The organism is Thermocatellispora tengchongensis (genome assembly GCF_014202315.1).
Classification (GTDB): Bacteria; Actinomycetota; Actinomycetes; order Streptosporangiales; family Streptosporangiaceae; genus Thermocatellispora; species Thermocatellispora tengchongensis.
Genome location: NZ_JACHGN010000016.1, coordinates 261,711 through 281,081, shown reverse-complemented (window position 1 = coordinate 281,081; position 19,371 = coordinate 261,711). Strand labels below are relative to the sequence as shown.

The 19,371-nt window shown below is 74.5% G+C and carries 15 protein-coding genes; 9 read left to right on the top strand and 6 right to left on the bottom strand.

Annotated features, from left to right (window positions below; genetic code table 11):
* Positions 1-108: 108 nt before the first annotated feature.
* Entirely contained in the window at positions 109-3,540 is a 3,432-nt protein-coding gene (locus tag HNP84_RS33700) for an indolepyruvate ferredoxin oxidoreductase family protein (RefSeq protein WP_185054021.1), read from the top strand.
* Positions 3,541-4,915: 1,375 nt separating this feature from the next.
* Complete coding sequence (locus HNP84_RS33695) at positions 4,916-5,296, top strand: winged helix-turn-helix transcriptional regulator (RefSeq protein ID WP_312926377.1); 381 nt, start codon at positions 4,916-4,918, stop codon at positions 5,294-5,296.
* A gap of 23 nt (positions 5,297-5,319) precedes the next feature.
* On the opposite strand, the gene clpX is transcribed toward HNP84_RS33695, so the two are convergent.
* Complete coding sequence (gene clpX / locus HNP84_RS33690) at positions 5,320-6,630, bottom strand: ATP-dependent Clp protease ATP-binding subunit ClpX (RefSeq protein ID WP_185054018.1); 1,311 nt, start codon at positions 6,628-6,630, stop codon at positions 5,320-5,322.
* A 243-nt stretch (positions 6,631-6,873) separates the two neighbouring features.
* Between clpX and HNP84_RS33685 the strand changes: the two genes are divergently transcribed.
* Positions 6,874-7,284, top strand: coding sequence for a cold-shock protein (locus HNP84_RS33685; protein ID WP_185054016.1), 411 nt, complete (start codon positions 6,874-6,876; stop codon positions 7,282-7,284).
* On the opposite strand, the gene HNP84_RS33680 is transcribed toward HNP84_RS33685, so the two are convergent.
* Positions 7,285-8,319, bottom strand: a complete 1,035-nt coding sequence (locus HNP84_RS33680) for an NAD(P)/FAD-dependent oxidoreductase (RefSeq protein WP_185054014.1) — start codon at positions 8,317-8,319, stop codon at positions 7,285-7,287.
* 179 nt (positions 8,320-8,498) lie between these two features.
* Here HNP84_RS33680 and HNP84_RS33675 point away from each other — a divergent pair, with 179 nt between their 5' ends.
* Both HNP84_RS33675 and HNP84_RS33670 read left to right on the top strand, forming a co-directional pair.
* Entirely contained in the window at positions 8,499-9,053 is a 555-nt protein-coding gene (locus tag HNP84_RS33675) for a permease-like cell division protein FtsX (protein WP_185054012.1), read from the top strand.
* Between the two features lie 145 nt (positions 9,054-9,198).
* Positions 9,199-9,765 (top strand): dihydrofolate reductase family protein, encoded by a 567-nt coding sequence (locus tag HNP84_RS33670; RefSeq protein WP_185054010.1) that lies wholly within the window; start codon positions 9,199-9,201, stop codon positions 9,763-9,765.
* Here the strand turns inward: HNP84_RS33670 and HNP84_RS33665 are convergent.
* Positions 9,750-12,974 (bottom strand): AfsR/SARP family transcriptional regulator, encoded by a 3,225-nt coding sequence (locus tag HNP84_RS33665; RefSeq protein ID WP_185054008.1) that lies wholly within the window; start codon positions 12,972-12,974, stop codon positions 9,750-9,752. The two genes, HNP84_RS33670 and HNP84_RS33665, sit on opposite strands and share 16 nt — an antisense overlap.
* A 184-nt stretch (positions 12,975-13,158) precedes the next feature.
* Between HNP84_RS33665 and HNP84_RS33660 the strand changes: the two genes are divergently transcribed.
* From HNP84_RS33660 to HNP84_RS33650, 3 genes are all read left to right on the top strand, one after another.
* A complete protein-coding gene (locus HNP84_RS33660; protein ID WP_185054006.1) occupies positions 13,159-13,500 on the top strand; it encodes a DUF2267 domain-containing protein in 342 nt (113 codons plus the stop codon).
* Between the two features lie 183 nt (positions 13,501-13,683).
* Positions 13,684-14,526, top strand: a complete 843-nt coding sequence (locus HNP84_RS33655; RefSeq protein WP_246519033.1) for an MBL fold metallo-hydrolase — start codon at positions 13,684-13,686, stop codon at positions 14,524-14,526.
* Positions 14,526-15,230: a YqjF family protein gene (locus HNP84_RS33650; RefSeq protein WP_185054004.1), complete on the top strand. Its 705-nt coding sequence runs from the start codon at positions 14,526-14,528 to the stop codon at positions 15,228-15,230. Before HNP84_RS33655 ends, HNP84_RS33650 begins: the two co-directional genes overlap by 1 nt.
* 48 nt (positions 15,231-15,278) lie before the next feature.
* Here HNP84_RS33650 and HNP84_RS33645 read toward each other — a convergent pair whose 3' ends face one another.
* The 3 genes from HNP84_RS33645 to HNP84_RS33635 form a co-directional block, all read right to left on the bottom strand.
* The gene (locus HNP84_RS33645; RefSeq protein ID WP_185054002.1) at positions 15,279-16,517 is read right to left on the bottom strand and encodes an endonuclease/exonuclease/phosphatase family protein; all 1,239 of its coding nucleotides are present in this window, start codon (positions 16,515-16,517) and stop codon (positions 15,279-15,281) included.
* A 45-nt stretch (positions 16,518-16,562) separates the two neighbouring features.
* A complete protein-coding gene (locus HNP84_RS33640) occupies positions 16,563-17,627 on the bottom strand; it encodes a glycerophosphodiester phosphodiesterase family protein (protein ID WP_185054001.1) in 1,065 nt (354 codons plus the stop codon).
* Between the two features lie 353 nt (positions 17,628-17,980).
* Entirely contained in the window at positions 17,981-18,151 is a 171-nt protein-coding gene (locus tag HNP84_RS33635) for a hypothetical protein (protein ID WP_185054000.1), read from the bottom strand.
* A gap of 340 nt (positions 18,152-18,491) precedes the next feature.
* Between HNP84_RS33635 and HNP84_RS33630 the strand changes: the two genes are divergently transcribed.
* The gene (locus tag HNP84_RS33630; RefSeq protein WP_185053998.1) at positions 18,492-19,367 is read left to right on the top strand and encodes a helix-turn-helix transcriptional regulator; all 876 of its coding nucleotides are present in this window, start codon (positions 18,492-18,494) and stop codon (positions 19,365-19,367) included.
* The last annotated feature ends 4 nt before the right edge of the window (positions 19,368-19,371 follow it).

Here is a 19,371-nt window from a genome sequence, read left to right as displayed (position 1 = left end):
TCCGCAAACTCTTTGCGTCTTTGAGCGGATTTGTCGGCGGATACTTGTGCGCCCAGGCATGCCGTTGCTGTGCTTGGCTCACACCCCCACGACGCCGAGGAGGTCCGCGTGAGCGTCGCATCCGCCCCCGTCTCGCTCGACGACAAGTACGCCGCCGACGCCGGCCGCGTGCTGATCTCGGGCATCCAGGCACTCGTCCGCCTCACCCTGGAGCAGCGCCGACTGGACCGGGCGCGCGGCCTGGACACCCGGGTCTTCGTCTCCGGCTACCCCGGCTCGCCCCTGGGCGGCGTGGACCTGGAGCTGGGACGGGCCGCGCGGTTCCTGGAACCGGCCGGCGTGACGTTCCGGCCCGGCCTGAACGAGGAACTGGCCGCCACGGCGGTCGCCGGCACCCAGCTCCTCGGCCAGGTGCCGGGACGGCGGCACGACGGGGTGACCGGTTTCTGGTACGGCAAGAACCCCGGCCTGGACCGCGCCGCCGACGCCATCAGGCACGGCACCATCGCCGGCACGGCCCGCCTGGGCGGCGCCGTCGCCTGGATCGGCGACGACCCGGCCAGCAAGTCCTCCACCGTGCCCAGCTCCTGCGAGCCGATGTGCCAGAGCCTGTCGCTGCCGCTGCTCGCCCCGGGCACCGTCGCCGAGATCGTCCAGTTCGGGCTGCACGCGGTCGCGCTGTCGCGCGAGAGCGGGCTGTGGACCGGGCTGAAGATCGTCGCCGACATCGCCGACGCCTCCGCCACCGTCGATCTCGCCCCCCTGCGCGCCGGCATCCCCGAACCGCCGCGCCAGGAGCGGAGCGCGCCCCCGACCCTGGTCGGCCCGGCCGCGGTGGAGGCCGAGTACGACATGCTCACCCGCAGGCTGGACCTCGCCCGCGCCTACGCCCGGGAACACGGGCTCAACCGGATCATGCTGGAGCCGGGCGACCCGGCCCGCGCCAGGCTCGGCGTGGTCGCCTCCGGCACCGGGTACGCCGTCGTACGGCGCGCGCTGGCGGACCTCGGCCTGGACGAGGCCGCGCTGGACGACCTGGGGGTGCGGCTGATCCGCCTGGCCATGCCGTTCCCCCTCGACCACGGCCACCTCGCCGCCATGACCGCCGGCCTGGAGCGGGTGCTGGTCGTGGAGGACAAGGTCCCCTTCCTGGAAGGGCAGATCAAGCAGGCCCTGTACGGCACCGAGCGCCCGCCCGCGGTGTCGGGCCGCGACCTGCTCACCCCGCGCGGCACCCTCAAGGCCGGCGACGTGGCCGCCGCGGTCGCCGCCTGCGTCGGGACCGACCGGCTGCCCCGGGCGGCGGCGGTCCGGCTGCGCTCGCTCGCGCCCGAGCCGCCGCGGGCCGTCCGCCGCGCGCTGCCGCTGGTGCCCGCCCGCACGCCGTTCTTCTGCTCCGGGTGCCCGCACAACTCCTCCACCCGCACCTCCGACGACACGCTGGTCGGCGTGGGCATCGGCTGCCACGCCATGGTCGCGCTTGACGGTCCCGGCCGCGGCACCAAGATCGGCATCACCCAGATGGGCGGCGAGGGCGCGCAGTGGATCGGCCTGTCGCCGTTCACCGACGACCGCCACTTCGTGCAGAACCTCGGCGACGGCACCTTCCACCACTCCGGCTCGCTGGCCATCCGCGCCGCCGTCGCCGCCGGCGTGCCGATCACCTACAAGCTGCTCTACAACGACGCCGTCGCCATGACCGGCGGCCAGCGCGCCGAGGGGCGGCTCGGGGTGCCCGAGCTGACCCGGTGGCTGGAGATCGAGGGCGTGCGCCGCGTCATCGTCACCACGCCGGAGCCGGAGACCTACCGGGGCGTGCGGCTCGCGCGGATCGCCGCCGTACGGCACCGCGACGAGCTGGCCGAGGCCGAGAAGGAGCTGGCCGCGATCGACGGCGTGACCGTGCTGATCCACGACGACCGCTGCGCGGCCGAGGAACGCAGGCTGCGCAAGCGCGGCAAGCTGCCGGTCCCGGCGGCCAAGGTCGTGATCAACGAGCGGGTGTGCGAGGGCTGCGGCGACTGCGGGCAGAAGTCCACCTGCCTGTCGGTGCAGCCGGTGGAGACCGAGTTCGGCCGCAAGACCCGCATCCACCAGGCGTCCTGCAACACCGACCTGAGCTGCCTGCACGGCGACTGCCCGTCGTTCCTGCTGGTCGAGCCGGGCCGCGCCCGCCCCGACCGGCCGGTGCCCCCGCCCCCGGACGGCCTGCCGGAGCCGGTGCGCCGCGTCGGCGCCGGCGTGCTGCTGCGCATGCCCGGCATCGGCGGCACCGGCGTGGTCACCGTCTCGCAGATCCTGCAGATGGCCGCGCACCTCGACGGCCTGCACGCCGCCGGGCTGGAGCAGACCGGGCTGGCGCAGAAGGGCGGGCCGGTCGTCAGCGACGTCCGCCTGTCGCCCGAGCCGATCATCGGCAGCACCGCCGCCTCGCCCGGCACCGCCGACGTGCTGCTCGGCTTCGACCTGCTCGGCGCGGCGGCCGAGGCCAACCTGGCCGTGGCGGCGCCGGAGCGCACGATCGCGGTGGTCAACACCGGCCTCGTGCCGACCGCCGCCATGGTGACCGGCCGCGCGGCGGTGCCCGGCTCGCCCGCCGACGCGATCGTACGGGTGGAGTCGGCCACCCGGGGGCCCGACAACCTCTACCTCGACGCCCACGGGCTGTCGGAGGCGCTGTTCCGGGACCACATGCCGGCGAACATGGTGCTGGTCGGCGCGGCGTACCAGCACGGGTGCCTGCCGGTGTCGGCGGAGTCGATCGAGGCGGCGATCCGGCTCAACGGCGCCGCCGTGGAGAGCAACCTCGCCGCCTTCCGCTGGGGCCGCGCCGCCGTCGCCGCCCCCGAGGCCGTACGGGCGGTGCTGGACGGGCCCGATCCTGCCCCGGAGCCGGACGGGCTGGAGGAGGTGCTGGCCCGGCGCGTGGCCGACCTGACCGGCTACCAGAACGCCGCCTACGCCCGTACGTACGCCGAGGACGTGCGCCGCGTGGCGGCCCTGGCCACCGAGCGCGCGGGGGAGGAGGCCGGGACCGCGATAGCGCTCGCCTACGCCCGCGGCCTGCACAAGCTGATGGCCTACAAAGACGAGTACGAGGTCGCCCGGCTGCACCTGGACCCGCAGGAGCGGGCCAGGCGGGAGCGGGAGTTCGGCCCCGGCGCGGCCGTGTCGGTGCTGCTGCACCCGCCGATGCTGCGGGCCATGGGCATGAAGCGCAAGATCAGGCTACGCCGCTCGGCCGGAGTCCTCTTCCGCGGCCTGCGCGCCGCCCGCGTCCTGCGCGGCACGGCCCTGGACGTGTTCGGCCGCGCCGAAGTGCGCCGCGTGGAGCGGGCACTGGTACCGGAGTACCGCGAACTGGTGCGCGCCGCCCTGGACCGGCTCACCCCGGCCACCGCCGAGACCGTCGCCGAGATCGCGGCCCTGCCCGAGATCATCCGCGGCTACGAGGACATCAAGCTCGCCCGGGTCGCAGAGTTCCGCGCCCGCGCCACCGCAACCCTGGCCACCCTGACCGAACCTGCCCCCCAGCCCTGACCGCCCCCGTGCCCGGGGAGCGCCGCACCATGACCGGCGAGGCGCTCCCCGGACGTGCCCACGCCGAATGGCGCGCCCGCCCGCGCACACCCCCGGTCACCGCAGCACCCCCGCACGGCATCGTTCCCCCGCCGACGATCCCCGCGACGATCTGCGGCCGGATGCCCCGGGTATGCGCAGACGTGGCCGGGGCGCCGGGGTAGCGCCGGATGTCCCCCGTTGGCGCCGGGTGCGCTCCCGACGCGCCCCGGTACGCCCGGGTATGCGCCGGGTGTGCCACGCTGTGGGCCGGGTGCGGCCCGGCGTGGGACGGGTGCGCCCGGATGGTGCGCAGGCGGTGAGCGGCCGGGTTCACTACGCTCGGCGCGGTCCAGCGCGGCATGCGGGCGACCCGGCTCGCCGTGCCGTGGCCCGGCGCGGTGCGGCGCGGCCGCCATGGCCCGTCTCGGCGCAGCCCGCTCGGCGTGGCCTGGCTCGGCTCGGCCTGGCCTGGCTTGCACGGCCTGGCTTGGCACGGCCTGGCACGGCCTGACCTGGCGCGGCCCGGCCCCCTGCATGGCGCGGCATTGGGCGGCTCGGCGCGACGCACGGCGCGCGCCCCCGCTTGCGGTAGCGTGGCCTGGCCCACGGGCGCGGCGCGGCTGACAAGCCTCGCCGCAGTTCGGCATAGCCTGCTCGGCGCAGCCCGGCTCGCCCCGACTCGCCGCGGCCTACACCGGGGTGCGCCCGGCCCACACCGCGGCGCATCCTGCGCATACCCGGGTCTGCCGGAGCACACTGGCTCATACCTGCCTGCGCCCCGGGACGCAACGGGTGCTCACCGGGCGCAGATCTCGGCGCACCCGGCACCGCTCCCATGCCCGGGGCACCTGCGACGCAACCGGCGGGCACCGGGATATAGCGGGCGCATAGCCGGGCGCACCTCGCCCACACCGGGGTGGGGCCGGCCCACACCGCGGCGCATCCGGCGCATGGCCGGGCGTGTGGAGCACACTGGTGCAAACCCGCCCGCATGCCGTGGCGCATCCGGCGCACACCGGGGGCCACACCCAGCCACCCCTGGCAGGCCGATGGCCTCGGGCCCTTCTCGTCCAAGGGGGCTGGGCGCGCTCCCGTCGGCGCGGTCTGGCCCGGCCCGGCGGTGGTGCGGCACCGCCCCCAGTCCCACCGGCCTGGGGCGGTGTGGGCCGGTGCGACCCGGCGGCGGCGCGGAGCCGGCTCGGAGGTGGCGCGGGGGCGACTCGGCCCGGGGCGGTGCGGTGCGGCCCGGCGGTGGTGGGGGTGGCCCCGGCGTGGTGGGGCCCGGCGGTGGTGCGGTATGGCCTGGTCCGGTTCACATGGCCCGGTGGTGGTGGGGGAGGTAGGGTTACTTCTTGTGCGTGAGGTAGGGGCGCGCGGGCCTGCGATCTCTGTCGATGACGACTGCCCGGTGCGGGAGGTGCTCGACAGGGTCGGTGACAAGTGGAGTGTGCTGATCGTGGTCCTGCTGGGGCAGCGTACCCATCGCTTCGGCGAGCTGCACCGCGCCATCGACGGGATCAGTCAGCGCATGCTGACCCTGACCCTGAGCAGGCTCGTCCGTGACGGGCTGGTGTGCCGGACCGCGCACCCCACGGTCCCGCCCCGGGTGGACTACTCGCTCACCGACCTCGGGCGTACCCTGCTCGTGCCGCTGCGGGCGCTGGACGCCTGGGCCGTCGCCCACCGTGACGACATCCGGGCCGCCCGCGCCCGCCACGACGCGGCCGCGGGCTGAGCGCGGCGGGGACGGCTGCGGGATCAGGCGGAGCGCTCGCGGCGGTCGGGGCCGAGGCCGGGGCGCTCGCGCGGGACCAGGGTCGGGTTGACGTTGTCGAGCACCGTGTCGCGGGTGACCACTACGCGGGCGACGTCGTCGCGGCTCGGCACCTCGTACATCACGTTGAGCAGGACCTCCTCCAGGATGGCCCGGGTCGCCCTGGCGCCGGTGCGGCGCAGCAGCGCCTGCTCCGCGATGGCCTCCACGGCGTCGGGGGCGAACTCCAGCTCCACGCCGTCGTACTCGAACAGCTTGCGGTACTGCTTGATCAGGGCGTTGCGCGGCTCGGTCAGGATGCGCACCAGCGTGTCGCGGTCGAGCGGGCGGAAGGTGGCCGTCACCGGCAGCCGGCCCACGAACTCCGGGATCAGGCCGTACTTCAGCAGGTCGGCGGGCATCACCTTGGCCAGGGTGTCCTCATCGCGCTCCTCGCGCGACAGGATGGTGGCGGCGAAGCCCGCGCTCTTGTCGCTGGTGCGCGCCTCGATGATCCGCTCCAGCCCGGCGAACGCGCCGCCGACGATGAACAGCACGTTGGTGGTGTCGATCTGGATGAGGTCCTGCTGCGGATGCTTGCGCCCGCCCTGCGGCGGCACGCTCGCCACCGTGCCCTCCAGGATCTTCAGCAGCGCCTGCTGCACGCCCTCGCCGGAGACGTCGCGGGTGATCGAGGGGTTCTCGCTCTTGCGGGCCACCTTGTCGATCTCGTCGATGTAGACGATGCCGGTCTCGGCCCGCTTCACATCGAAGTCGGCGGCCTGGAGCAGCTTGAGCAGGATGTTCTCCACGTCCTCGCCGACGTAGCCGGCCTCGGTGAGCGCGGTGGCGTCGGCGATGGCGAACGGCACGTCCAGCATCCGGGCCAGCGTCTGGGCGAGATAGGTCTTGCCGCTGCCGGTGGGCCCGATGAGCAGGATGTTGGACTTGCCCAGCTCCACCGGCTCCTCGTGCCCTGCCTGCCGCCTGCCCCTGCCGGGGGCCGTCGCGCGCACCCGCTTGTAGTGGTTGTAGACGGCCACCGACAGCGCCATCTTCGCCCGGTCCTGCCCGATGACGTACTGGTCCAGGAACGCCCGGATCTCGCGCGGCTTGGGCAGCTCCGCGGGCCCGCCCGCGTGCGACTCCGCGGCCTCCTGGGCGAGCTCCTCGTCGATGAGCTCGTTGCACAGCTCGACGCACTCGTCGCAGATGCAGATCCGGCCCGGCCCGGCGATGAGCTTCCTGACCTCCCTCTGGGACTTGCCGCAGAACGTGCACTTCAGCAGGTCTCCGCGGTCTCCGATGCGTGCCACTCGGACGTCTCCTCGCTAGGGGCCGGGTTCTTCTGAGCTTCAGCGTACGTCGTGCTGGCGCTGAGGTCAGATGGTCTCATCATCCGAATGGCCACGGTATCGCGGATTCGGGGGACCCGGCACAGGGCGGCGAAGCGGGATGCCGGCCCCGCGACGGCGGTAGTCTTGCGGCAGCGTCAGCGGATGTCTTCGACGTCCGCCGGTTTGTTTTCTATGCGGTTCACTGTTGTGGTGGGGGTTGTTGTGGCCGTCGGTACCATTCTCCGATTCGACGACGTGCGGGGTTACGGGTTCATCGCCCCCGCGGGGGGCGGCGAGGACGTGTTCTTCCACGCCAACGACTTCGGTGAGCACCGGCACGCGATCCAGTCGGGGCTGCGGGTGCGCTACGAGGTCGCCGAGGGCGAGCGCGGCCTGAAGGTCGCCACCGTCAGCATCCTGGACCAGCAGCCCTCGCCCGCGCGCCGCCCCGCCGCCGCCGACCAGTACGGCGACGACGACGGGATGTGCGACGTGCTGTCGGCGCGCGACTTCACCGCCGAGGTCACCGAGATGCTCATCGAGCACGTTCCCAGCCTCACCGGCACCCAGATCGGCCAGGTCCGCCACCACCTGCTGACCCTCGCGCGCACCCACGGCTGGGTCGACGCCTGATCAGGGCGTCAGGCCGTGCCTGCGGTCGCCGAGCACGCGCTCGGTGACCTCGCGCTCCGCCGCCGGCGAGAACGGCGCGCGGTACGCGGCCACGGCCTCGCGGGTGTCCTCGGCGATCAGGTCGGCGTTGATCGCCCCGGCCGCCCGCGTGGCCGCCGCCACCGAGCCGATGACGACCTCGGCGACGCCGGCGACGTTGCCCGCGGCCCACACGCCCGGCACGTCCGTCGCCCCCGAGCCGTCCACGGTGACCTGGGTGCCCATGACGTGCCCGTGCATCTCCACCTCGCTCACCTTCAGGTCCAGGCCGGCCAGGACGTCGGCGCGGGCGGTGAACAGCGGGGCCACCGCCAGCGCCCGAACCGGGACGAACCGGCCCCCGGTCAGGACCACGCCGGTCAGCCGGTCGTCCTCCACCCGCAGGCCGGCGACCTCGCCCTCGACCACGGTCACACCGCGGGCGGCGAGCCGCTCGCGCTCGTCCTCGGTGGGCTCGGGGCCGGTGTGCCGGAACAGCGTGATCCGCTCGCTCCACTGCCGCCACAGCAGCGCCTGCTCCACCCCCCTGGGCCCGCCCAGCACCCCGATCGGCTGGTCGCGCACCTCCCAGCCGTGGCAGTAGGGGCAGTGCAGCACCTCGCGCCCCCACCGCTCGGCAAGGCCCGGCACGTCCGGCAGCTCGTCCACCAGCCCGGTGGTCACCAGCAGCCTCCTGGCGCGCACCGAGCGGCCGTCGGCGAGATCCACCTGGAAGCCGCCGCCGTCGAGGGGCCGCGCCCGGGTCACCGTGCCCTCGGTGATCTCGCCGCCGTACGCGGCCACCTCCCGGCGGCCCCGCGCCAGCAGCTCGCCGGGGGGAGTGCCCTCGGCGCCCAGGTAGTTGTGCACGCCCTCCGCCGGGGCGTTGCGCGGCTGCCCCGCGTCCACCACCAGCACCGACCGCCGGGCGCGGCTCAGGGCCAGTGCCCCGCCCAGCCCCGCGGCGCCGCCCCCGATCACGACCACGTCGTAGCCGCTCCGCCTTGTCTGTTCCATCTCGCACCTTCCTTCCGGGCTGACAGCATCGGTCGTAGGTGCAGGAGATGACAAAGTCTTTTGCCACATTGGCAATCCGGGCGTGGCGTCCCGGATGACAGGAACGGCCGGAAGGGGCAAGATCGGCCGCGGGGGAGCTCCCCCGGCAGGCAGCACAGGGAGCAGACAGGGAGCACGGCATGAACGAGCCCGCACAGGCCCACCACCGGCGGCGCGCAGGCGGGTGGCGGCCGTTGGCGGCCGCCGTCCTCGCCGCGGTCATCGCGGGCGGCGGCGCGGTGGCGTGCGGCGGGGCGGAACCGGCGGCCGAGCCGCAGGAGCGGGAGCGGCGCGCCGCCAGCCAGGCGCCCGCCGCGACCGGCCCGGCCCGCGCGGCCGGAGACCAGATCACCGTCTTCCTGTGCGTCAAGAACGACGAGTTCCCCACCTGCCACGGCAAGGGCGCCACCGCCGGGCAGAAGAAGTCCGTGCGGGACGCGCTGACCGGCTTCCCCGGCGTCGAGAGGGTCGACTTCCAGGACCAGGAGGCCGCCTACCGCAAGCTGCGCGAGCAGTACGCCGAGGAGGACAGCCTGCTGGTGAAGTCCATGCGCCCCGAGGACCTGCCCGAGTCGTACGTGGTGACGGCCTCGCCGTCACTGGATTCGAAGAAGCTGCTGAGCACGCTGCAGGGCATGCCGGGGGTCGGCAACGTGGTGAGCATGAACTGCGTCACGGGCAAGGCGACCTGCTGACCGGCGGCCCCGGGGCGAGCCGAAGGTCGCCCTTCAGGACGACCTGAAGGGCGACCTGAAGGAAACCGTAAGGCGCTCCCGGCAGGCTTGTGGTCATCAGGCGGGGCGAGACCGCACCGCACTCACCGGCAACCGGGAGCAGACCATGCGCAAGCTCATCGAGTCCACCTTCGTGTCACTGGACGGCGTCATCGACGACACCCGACCGTCCACCGCGTCCCGCGCGGAGCCCCACCACTGGGGTCAGCCCTACTGGGACGAGGACCACGCCGGCTACGCCGAGAAGCTGTCGGCCTCGGCCGACGCGCTGCTGCTCGGGCGGGTGACGTACGAGGGGTTCGCGGAGGCGTGGTCGGGGCGCGAAGGCCCCGAAGCCGAGCACATGAACGCCATGCCCAAGTACGTGGCGTCGCGGACCCTGACCGAGACCACCTGGAACGCCACCCTGCTCAAGGGCGACGTGGCCGAGGAGGTCGCGAAGCTGAAGGAACAGCCGGGCCGGAACATCGTGAAGTGGGGCACCGGTGAGCTGGACCGCACCCTGGTGGAGCACGGCCTGATCGACGAGTTCCACTTCTGGTACTTCCCGGTCATCGTCGGCGCCGGCAAGCACCTGTTCGAGGGCGCCGGGTTCGACACCACCCACCTGAAGCTGGCCGACGTCAACCGGTTCGGCTCCGGGATCGTCGTCCACGTCTACGTCCCCAAGTAGGCCGATGAGCCGGGCCGCGAGCCGGGTCCGGTCCCGTCCAGCAGGGTCCGGGCCCGCTCCGGGGTGAGTTCGGCGCCGCGCGCGAACAGGCCGGCGAAATCGGGCTCGGCGCCGCGTACCGCGGCCGTGATCCGGGCCAGTTCGTCGCGATCCGAGGCCGACTGCGGCTGCCCGGACTCGCGCCGGGCCGACTCGGCCGCGCCCAGCAGCCGCGCGGCCAGATCGGGCCGGCCGTCCCGCAGCGCCGCGTCGGCCATGCCCGCCAGCGCCCACGCCATCCCGTACGCCGAGCCCTGGTCGCGGAAGACGTCGAAGCCCTCGCGGTGCAGCTCCAGCGCCGCGGCCGGGTCGCCCCGCCGCCCGGCCAGCATCCCCAGCTCGACCAGGACCATCGACAGGTACGGCGGCCGCGCGCCCTCCCGCTGCTGCCGCCGCGCGGAGGCCAGCAGCCGCCGCAGGTGCTCCTCGGCCGTGTCGAGGTGGCCGCCCCGGCCGGCGGCGAACGCCAGGCCGATGGCGGCGAACGCCTCCCCGGCCCGCTGCCCCTGCTCGGCGGCCAGCCGCCTGGCCTGCTCGCCGTACTCCAGGGCGCTCGGGTAGTCGCCGGACTGCATCGAGACCCACGCCAGCCAGCCCAGCCGGCCCGCCACGTCGGACCACAGCCCCAGATCCTCGGCGACCTTCAGGTCGGCCCGGCTCAGCCGGGCCGCCTCGGCGTGGTCGCCGGTCATGTCGGCCAGGCCGATCAGCCACTCCGTGGCCTGCAGCACCCCCCAGTCGTCGCCCAGCTCGCCGAACAGCTCGGCGCCGCGCCGGGCGTCGTGCTCCAGCGCGGCCAGGTCGTTGCGCATGTGCGCCAGTATGGCCCGGCTGCTCAGCGCCGCCGCCTCGCCCCATCGGTCGCCGGCCGGCCGGAAGGTGTCCAGCGCCCGCTCCAGAAGCTCCCCCGCCTTCTCGTCGCCGAGGTCCAGCATCGCCGTGGCCAGGAACCACTCGGCGCGGGCGAGCTCGACCGGCTCCACCGCCTTCTCGTACGCCCGCAGCACCTCCGCCGCCCGCTCCGGCCGGGCCTGCCCCTGCCGGATCGCCAGGCCGGCGTCCCAGACCTCCGCCCTGCCCCGGATCGCGGCGGGCGCCTCGCCCGGCACGGCCAGCGCCGCCGCCAGGGCCCGGCGCGCCTCGGCGAACCGGCCGCGCAGGCACCAGTACCACACCAGGCCCCCGCTCAGCCGCAGCGCCGCCTCGGCCGCGCCCTCGCGCCGGAACGTGTCCAGGGCCGCCCGCAGGTTGGCGGCCTCGGCGTCCAACCGGCCCAGCCACTCGCGCTGGCCGGGCCCGCGCAACCGCGGCTCGGCCCGTTCGGCCAGGGCCAGGTAGTGCTCGGCGTGCCTGCGCCGCAGCGCCGCCTCCTCACCGCTCTCGCGCAGCCGGTCCAGGCAGTACGCCGCCACCGATTCCAGCAGCCGGAACCGGGGCCCGTCACCGCGCACCACCAGCGAGCGGTCCACCAGCCCGGCCAGCAGGTCCAGCACCTCGCCCGCGGCCACCCCGTCGCCCGCGCACACCGCCTCGGCCGCGTCCAGCGTGCACCCGCCGGAGTGCACGGCCAGCCGGCGCAGCACCACCCGCTCGGCCTCGGTCAGCAGCCGCCAGCTCCAGTCGATCACCGCGGCCAGGGTGCGCTGGCGGTCCGGCGCGTCGCGCGGGCCGCTGCCCAGCACCCCGAACCGGTCCCGGGGCACGCGCAGCCGGGCCGCCAGCTCGGAGACCCCCAGCGCCGGCACCCGGGCGGCCGCCAGCTCCAGCGCCAGCGGAATGCCGTCCAGCCGCCGGCACACCTCGGCCGCGCCGGCGGCGGTCTCGGGCGCGGGGTCCAGCCCGGCCCGGGTGAGGAACAGCCGGACGGCCGGGCTCCGGGCCAGCCGGACCGGGTCGTCGGTGTCGGGGACGTCCAGGGGCGGCAGATCCCAGCGCGCCTCGCCGCGCAGCCGCAGCGGCTCGCGGCCGGTGGCCAGCACCCGCAGGCCGGGCGCCGCCGCCAGCAGCGCCGCGACCAGCCCGGCCACCGGCTCGATCACATGCTCGCAGTTGTCCAGCACCAGCAGCGTGCGCCGCTCCCGCAGGGCCGCCGCCAGCCGCTCGCCCGCCGGTTCGCAGGCACCCGGCGGGTCGGGGATGGACAGGGCGGACAGCACCGGCTCGGCCGGGTCGCCGAGCCCGTCCCAGGTGGTCAGATCGACCAGCCAGGCGCCATGCGGGTACGCCTCGGCCAGGCCCCGGGCGGCGGCGATGGCGACGCTGGTCTTGCCCACGCCACCCGGCCCGGTGAGCGTGACCAGCCGGCCCGACTCCAGCAGCTCCCGCACCCGCCGGACGGCGTGATCCCGTCCGATCAGCTCGGTCACCGGCGCCGGCAGGTTCGTGGTGGGCTTGACCGGCCGCGGCGCCGGCGCCGGCGCGTCCTCGGCGGGGTCGCCGGCCAGGATGGCCCGGTGCAGCGCGACCAGTCCCGGCCCCGGGTCCAGGCCCAGCTCGTCGGCCAGCCGGTGCCGCAGATCCCGGAAGCTCTCCAGGGCCTCGCCCGTACGGCCCGCCCGGTACAGGGCCCGCATGTGGGCCGCCCGCAGCCGCTCCCGGTACGGGTGCCTGCTCACCAGCTCGCCCAGCTCACCGGCCAGCTCGCGGTGCTCGCCCAGCTCCAGCCGGGCCTCGGCGCAGGACTCGGCCGCCGCCAGCCGCTGCTCCTCCCACCGGGCCACCGCCGCCCCGGCGAACGCCTCGTCGGCGAAGTCGGCCAGGGCGGGCCCGCGCCACAGGTTCAGCGCCTCGGCCAGCAGCCGGGCCCGGGTCCGCGGCTCACCGGCCGCCGACGCCTGCCCGGTCAGGCCGGCGAACCGCGCCGCGTCCACCGCGCCGGGCGCCGCCCGCAGCGCGTACCCCGGGGCCTGGGAGACGACCAGCTCGCGGCCTCCCGGCTCCGCCCCGGCCAGGGCGCGGCGCAGTTGCGAGACCCGCACGTGCAGCGCGGCGGCGGGATCGGCGGGCGGAGACTCACCCCACAGGTCCTCGATCAGCCGGTCCACCGGGACCGGACGCCCCTCGTGGACCAGCAGGTCGGCCAGCAGGGCGCGCACCTTGCGCCCGGGGATCGCGACCGGCTCCCCGTCGTCGGTCCACACGCCCAGCGGCCCCAGCACCCCGAATCGCACCCCGCCAGGGTACGCGAGCCCGCCGCGCCCCGCGGCCGTGGCGGACGCCGCCGGTTTGGGGCGTACGTGCGCTGGTAAGGGCATACGCGATAGCGCCGCATCGGGCCGGTGGCGGGGACGGGGACCCCGGAGCCGCCGGCGACCCGCCGTACATCTCCTAACCGAGCCCAGGGGAGGACGAACGGTGAGGTATGACGAGTTCCTGGCCAAAGTGCGTGAGCGTGGCGAGTACGGCTCGCAGCAGGAGGCCGCCCAGGTGACGGCGGCCGTGCTGGGGGTGCTGTCGTCGCGGATCACGCCAGGGGAGGCCGCGAGCCTGGCGGCCCAGCTCCCCAAGCAGTTGCACGAGTGCATCGACAGCGATCCCGATCGCGCCACCGCGACGTTCGGCGTGGAGGAGTTCTGCCGGCGCGTCGCCGACCAGGTGGGCGCACGGCCCGGCACGGCGCAGTGGGACGCCAGCGCCGTGCTGAGCACCCTGGCCGAGGCCGTCTCCGGCGGCGAGCTGAACCACCTGTTCACGTAGCTCCCGTCCAGCTACGCCATGCTCTTTGGCAAGGTGGACCTCAGCGGCTGAGCCCGGCGCGGCCGGGGCCCGCCATCCGGTGTGGTGTCCCCGTCCGGGGGCAGCGGGACGGTATGACCGCACGTGACGAGCACTCCCGGGACCCCGGCCGGTCCCGGAGCCGATAGACGGGGGGCGGGCCCGATGATGCCCGGCCACGAGACGGGCAGCGTGCTGTTCGTCGGCAACGCCACCACGCTGATCCGCTACCACGGCTTCACCCTGCTCACCGACCCCAACTTCCTGCACCGGGGGCAGCGCGCGTACCTGGGGTACGGGCTGAGCTCCAAGCGGCTGACCGACCCGGCGCTGACCGTCGGCGAACTGCCGCCGCTGGACGCCGTCGTGCTCTCCCACATGCACGGCGACCACTGGGACCGGGTGGCCCGCGCGGGGCTGGACAAGGACGTCCCGATCATCACCACGCCGGAGGCCGCGCGGGCGCTGCGGCGGCAGGGGTTCGAGGCGGCGGTGGGGCTCGGCACCTGGCACGAGCACGAGCTGACCGGCCCGCGCGGGTCGCTGAACGTCACCGCCGTGCCCGCCAGGCACGCGACCGGCCCGGTGGGCAGGCTGCTGCCGCCCGTCATGGGCAGCGTGCTGGAGTTCGCCGAGGAAGGGGGCCGGGTCTCGCTGCGTGTGCACGTCAGCGGCGACACGCTGATGACCGGCGAACTGGACGAGATCCCGCGCCGGTTCCCCGACATCGACCTGGGCATCGTGCACCTGGGCGGCACCCGGCTGCTCGGCCTGGTCACCGTGACAATGGACGGCGAGCAGGGCGCGAACTGGGTGGATCTGATCCGGCCGCGCAAGGTGCTGCCCGTCCACTACGACGACTACACGGTGTTCCACTCCTCGCTGGGCGACTTCCGCGAGCACATGGAGCAGACCGCGTACGGCGGCCGGGTCGCGTACCTGAGGCGGGGCGAGAGCCTGGAGATCGCCCCCAGCTCCCCGGGCCCCGCGCCGGGCCGGAGGAGCTGATGGAGGCCCCGCCCCGGGTCGCCCGGCCGGTGATGCACCACCACTGGTCCACCATGACCTTCGTGCACTGGCGCTACCCCGTCGAAGCCGTCCGGCCGCTGGTGCCCGGCGACCTGACGGTGGAGACCTTCGACGGATCGGCGTGGATCGGGCTGACCCCGTTCCTCATGGAGGGGGTGCGGCCCCCGGGGGTTCCGGCCCTGCCGTGGGTGTCGCGCTTCCCGGAGACCAACCTGCGCACCTACGTACGCGACGGGCGGGGGCGCGGCGGCATCTGGTTCCTGTCGCTGGACGCGGGCCGCCTCCCGGCCGCCCTCGGCGGGCGCGCCGGCTACTGGCTGCCGTACTTCTGGTCCGACATGTCGGTACGCGCCGAGGGCTCCCGGTGGCGGTACCGCTGCCGCCGCCTGTGGCCCGGGCCCGCCGGAGCCCGCTGCGACGCCGAGGTCGAGATCGGCCCGCCCCTGGGCGGGGACGACGGGCTCGCGGAGTTCCTGACCGCCAGGTACCGGCTGTTCACCCGGGTCGCCAACCGGCTCGCCTCGGCCGAGGTGGAGCATCCGCCCTGGCCGCTGCACCGGGCGGCGCTGGCCGGCCTGGAGCAGGGACTGCTGGCCGCGGCCGGGGTGCCGCCACCCGCCCACGATCCCGTCGTGCACGCCTCGCCCGGGGTGCCGGTGCGCGTCGGGATGTGGACCTGGTGACCGCGCGGCGGCGCCCGGTGCGGGACGCCACCGCGCGGCGGGGGGCCGCTACAGCTTCAGGTCCAGCCAGACCAGGCGGTGGTCGGAGCTGGGGAAGGGGAACACCCCGGTGAGCCGCGACAGCGGGTCGCTCGACACCGGCCAGAAGACGCCGCCGCCGGCCGTCTTCAGCCACTTGGCGGGCAGCACGTAGTCGGCCCGCAGGTTGCCCGGGGCCGTGTCCGCGAAGTCCGCCGTGTCGTACTTCGGGTCGCCGGTGTGGGCGGTGTTGGCCCCGCCCTGCAGCGACGACGCCTCCGCGGCCCCCTCGCTGGACGGCGCGAAACGGCCGTTGATCATCGGGTGGTCGAGGAGCTGGTGGATCGCCTTGTCGTAGCTGTCGCCGTCGTTGGGGTCGGCGTTCTCGTCACCGGCGATCACGAACGGCTCGCCCGGCTTGAGGCCGCCGCGCCGGCCGCGGTCGTCGTAGATGTAACGCCCGTGCCCGGGACGCACGTAGTCGGCCCAGAACCGGATCTCGTCGTGGTTGCGGCGGCCGTTGCGGTCCTCGGCGCCGTCGAAGGTGGGCGGCGTCGGGTGGCTGACCAGGAAGTGCACCTTCTCCTTGCCGATGCGGACGGGCACGTCCCAGTGGCTCTTGGAGGACAGGCGGAACACCGCCAGCTCCTCCGGCGAGTACCAGTCGGCCGGGGCGGCGGTGGCGGGGTCGTCCGGCAGCAGCGCGCCGGGCATGTCCTTCCACAGGAACTTCTGGAAGGTCCGCACGTCGCGGACGTCGATCGGGTACTTCGAGTAGACGACCATGCCGTACTGGCCGGGGAAGTTGCCGAAGCCGAGGGCGTCGTCGCCGTAACCGGCGGCGCCGGGCTCGGTGACCGTGGCGCCGTTGTTGTTCAGGTCGAAGCCGGAGGCGATGCCGGTGTTGCTCGGCGCGGTGAACCGGTACCGGTAGGAGATCGGCTCCGCGCCTCCCTGGCCCACCGACAGGTAGTTCTGCTGGAACAGCCGCGCGGCCGTGCCGTTCTCGTCGTAGTCGAACTCGTTGATGACCAGCACGTCGGGACGCGCCCGCTGGATGATCTCGGCGATCACCTTCGCCTGGGTGTTCCCCGGCGTGGACAGGTCGCGGACGAGGTCGCCTTCCGCGTTGCGGTTGAGTGAGGCGTTGAAGGTGGCGAACCGCACCTTCGCCTTGCCGCGGTGGCCGTCGTCCGCGGTGGCCGTGCCCGCCCACACGGGGACCAGGGCCGCCGCCGCGGCGACGGCCAGAACACGCCGGAGGATCATGTCTGCTCCTAGCATCGGGTTACGAGGGGATCTGGGGGAGCCTGATCAACGCTTCAGACGGTACTGCTTGGGCAGCTTGAGACCACGCTGCTCCATGACCTGGCGCAGCCGGTCGGGGTAGTCGGTGATGATGCCGTCCACGCCGTCGTCGATGAGCTTGTTCATGGTGGCCTCGTCGTCGATCGTCCACGGGATCACCTTGATGCCCATGGCGTGCGCCTGGTCCACCATCGCCTTGGTGACGTACGGCTGGTAGCCCGGGTCGGTCACCTTGCCGTTCTGCGGGAAGCCGTGCACCGGCGAGAACGCGTCCGCGCCGAAGGACTCGACCGCCTTGAGCGGGTCGCCGCCGAAGTCGTCGATGTCGATGCCGCCCAGCCACGGCGAGGCGCCCGGCAGGCCCGTCTGCAGGAAGTCGCGGTTGGTGAGCGCCACCAGCGGCAGCCGCGGCTCGACCTCGCGCATGCGCATCAGCGCGCCCCAGTCGAAGCTCTGGACGGTCACCTGGCGCAGCAGGCCCGCCCGGCGGATCTCGGCCGCCGTCACCTGGACGAACTGCTCGCGCGGCGCGGTCTCGTGCGGCGCGCCCGCCTCCACCTTGGTCTCCACGTTCAGCGTGACCTGGCGGGCCCGGTAGCGGTTGACCAGGTCGAACACCTCGCGCAGCGTGGCCATCGGCGCGCCGGGGACCGCCCGCTGGCCGGGGAACTCCGCCAGCGTGAGCGAGCCGCAGTCCATCGTGCGCACCTGGGCCAGCGTCAGGGTGTTGATGTACTTGCCGACGTAGGGGAACTCGGGGTCGCCGGGCACGACCGGCGCCGTGTCACGGCACTTGCGGTCGCTGATCCTGCGGTCGTGGGTGACGACCGCCTGCCCGTCCTCGGTGATCTGCACGTCGAGCTCCAGCGTGCTGACCCCGAGCTCCAGCGCGTTGGCGAACCCGGCCAGCGAGCTCTCCACCACCAGCCCGAGCCCGCCCCGGTGGGCCTGGAGGTCGAAGGTGCGGGTGGAGCGGTCGTGGATGCGGTCGGCCTGCGCCGCCGTCGCCGGCAGGGAGGCCAGCGCCGTGCCGAGAACCGCCGTCGCGGCGAGTGCGCGCCACTTGTTCATATGACATCCGTCCGTACGTTTTCGTGCGAAGCACGTCACAAGGTGGGGCGCGCAGGCGACACGCGGGCGTACGGGAGCTGATCAAGGGACGAAGGGTGCATGAGCAATGCCGGGAGCGGGCCCGCGTCCTGTAGAGCAGGGAGCCCGCTCGGAGCCTCACGACCGGTGGGCGCGGAAGGCGGGAAGGCCGGATGTCAAGAACGCGTGGAGAAGGGCGCCCTCCCATGGCCCCGCACCGGCCACGCTATCAGGCCGGGTGCCTGGCGGAGCGTCACGCCGGGGCGGTGGGAGGCGACCCGAACCGGGATCGTCGCGGCACGCGATCGATCAGGCGGCGCACCGGGGCGCGCGGATCACCCCGCCCGGCGGGCACGCCTTCCCCGGCGGGTGGCCCGGCCCTCCCCGGCGGGCCGCTCCGGGCCCGCGCCGGACGCCGTCGCGGCCGGCGCGGCGGTCCTGTCCTGGTCCTTGTCCTGGTCCTTGTCCTGGTCCTGGCCCGGCCCGCTCCCGCCGAGCCAGATCACGCCGGCGCCCCGGGGCGCCGGTCGCGAAGGGAACGTGGATGGCGACGACGGGAACGGCGAAGGGAACGGCGGCGGAAACGACGCCGGGGACGGGCACGTCAGGGTCACGCGGAACCACCAATCCAGGAAACCGAGCCTCGGGAGCGCCTCCGCCGGCTCCAGGCGCGCGGAGGAGGCCGGGAAGCCGGCCGCGAGCGCCCCTCCGGTGCTCCCGCCCAGGGCCGGCTTCCCTCCCCTGGTCCCAGGGTGGCGGCCCCGCGCCGATCCAGGAAGGACCGTCGTCTTCCAGGGAACGGTTTTCCCAGCTAATTGGCCCACTCTGATGTCACAATCGGCGGGTATGGACCACGCGGACGCCGAAGCGCGCGGACCGCTGGCGGCCTTCCTCGCCGCCCGCCGCGCCACGATCAGCACCACCGAGGCCGGCCTGCCCGCCATCGGCTATCCCCGCCGGGTGCCGGGGCTGCGGCGCGAGGAGGTGGCCCAGCTCGCCGGGATCAGCGTGGACTACTACACCCGGCTGGAGCAAGGCCGGGTGCGCACCGCCTCGCGCGCCGTGCTCAACTCCATCGGCCGCGCCCTGCGGTTGAACGAGGACGAGCAGCGCCACCTGCTCCAGCTCGCCCACCCCGACGGCCCCGACCACTGCGACGAGGACGACCAGACCGTCTGCCCGCTGATCTTGCGGCTGCTGGACAACCTCGTGGACACCCCGGCGCTGGTCATGGGCCGCTACCTGGACATCCTGGCCTGGAACCGGCTGGGCTCGGCCCTGATGGGCGACCTGGAGGCGATCGAGCCCCGGCAGCGCAACTACGTCCGGATGATCTTCCTGCACCCGCACACCCGCGCCCTGATGGTGGACTGGCGCGAGCAGGCGCAGGTGGCGGTCTCCACGCTGCGCATGGCCACCTGCGCCTGGCACGACCAGCCGCGGCTGCACGAGCTGGTGGGCGAGCTGTCGGTGCGCGATGACGACTTCCGCACCTGGTGGGCCGAGCACGTCGTCACCGTGCGCACCTTCGGCCGCAGCCGGCTGAGCCACCCCGCGGCCGGGACCTTCACCCTGGACTGGCAGATCCTGGCCACGATCGACAGCGAGCAGGTCGTGGCGGTGGCCAGCGCGGCCCCCGGCGGCCCCGACCACGCCGCCGTCCGGCGCCTGGACGCCTGGGCCGCCGCACGCGACCTGACCTCGGGCCCGAACCCCGGCTAGCACG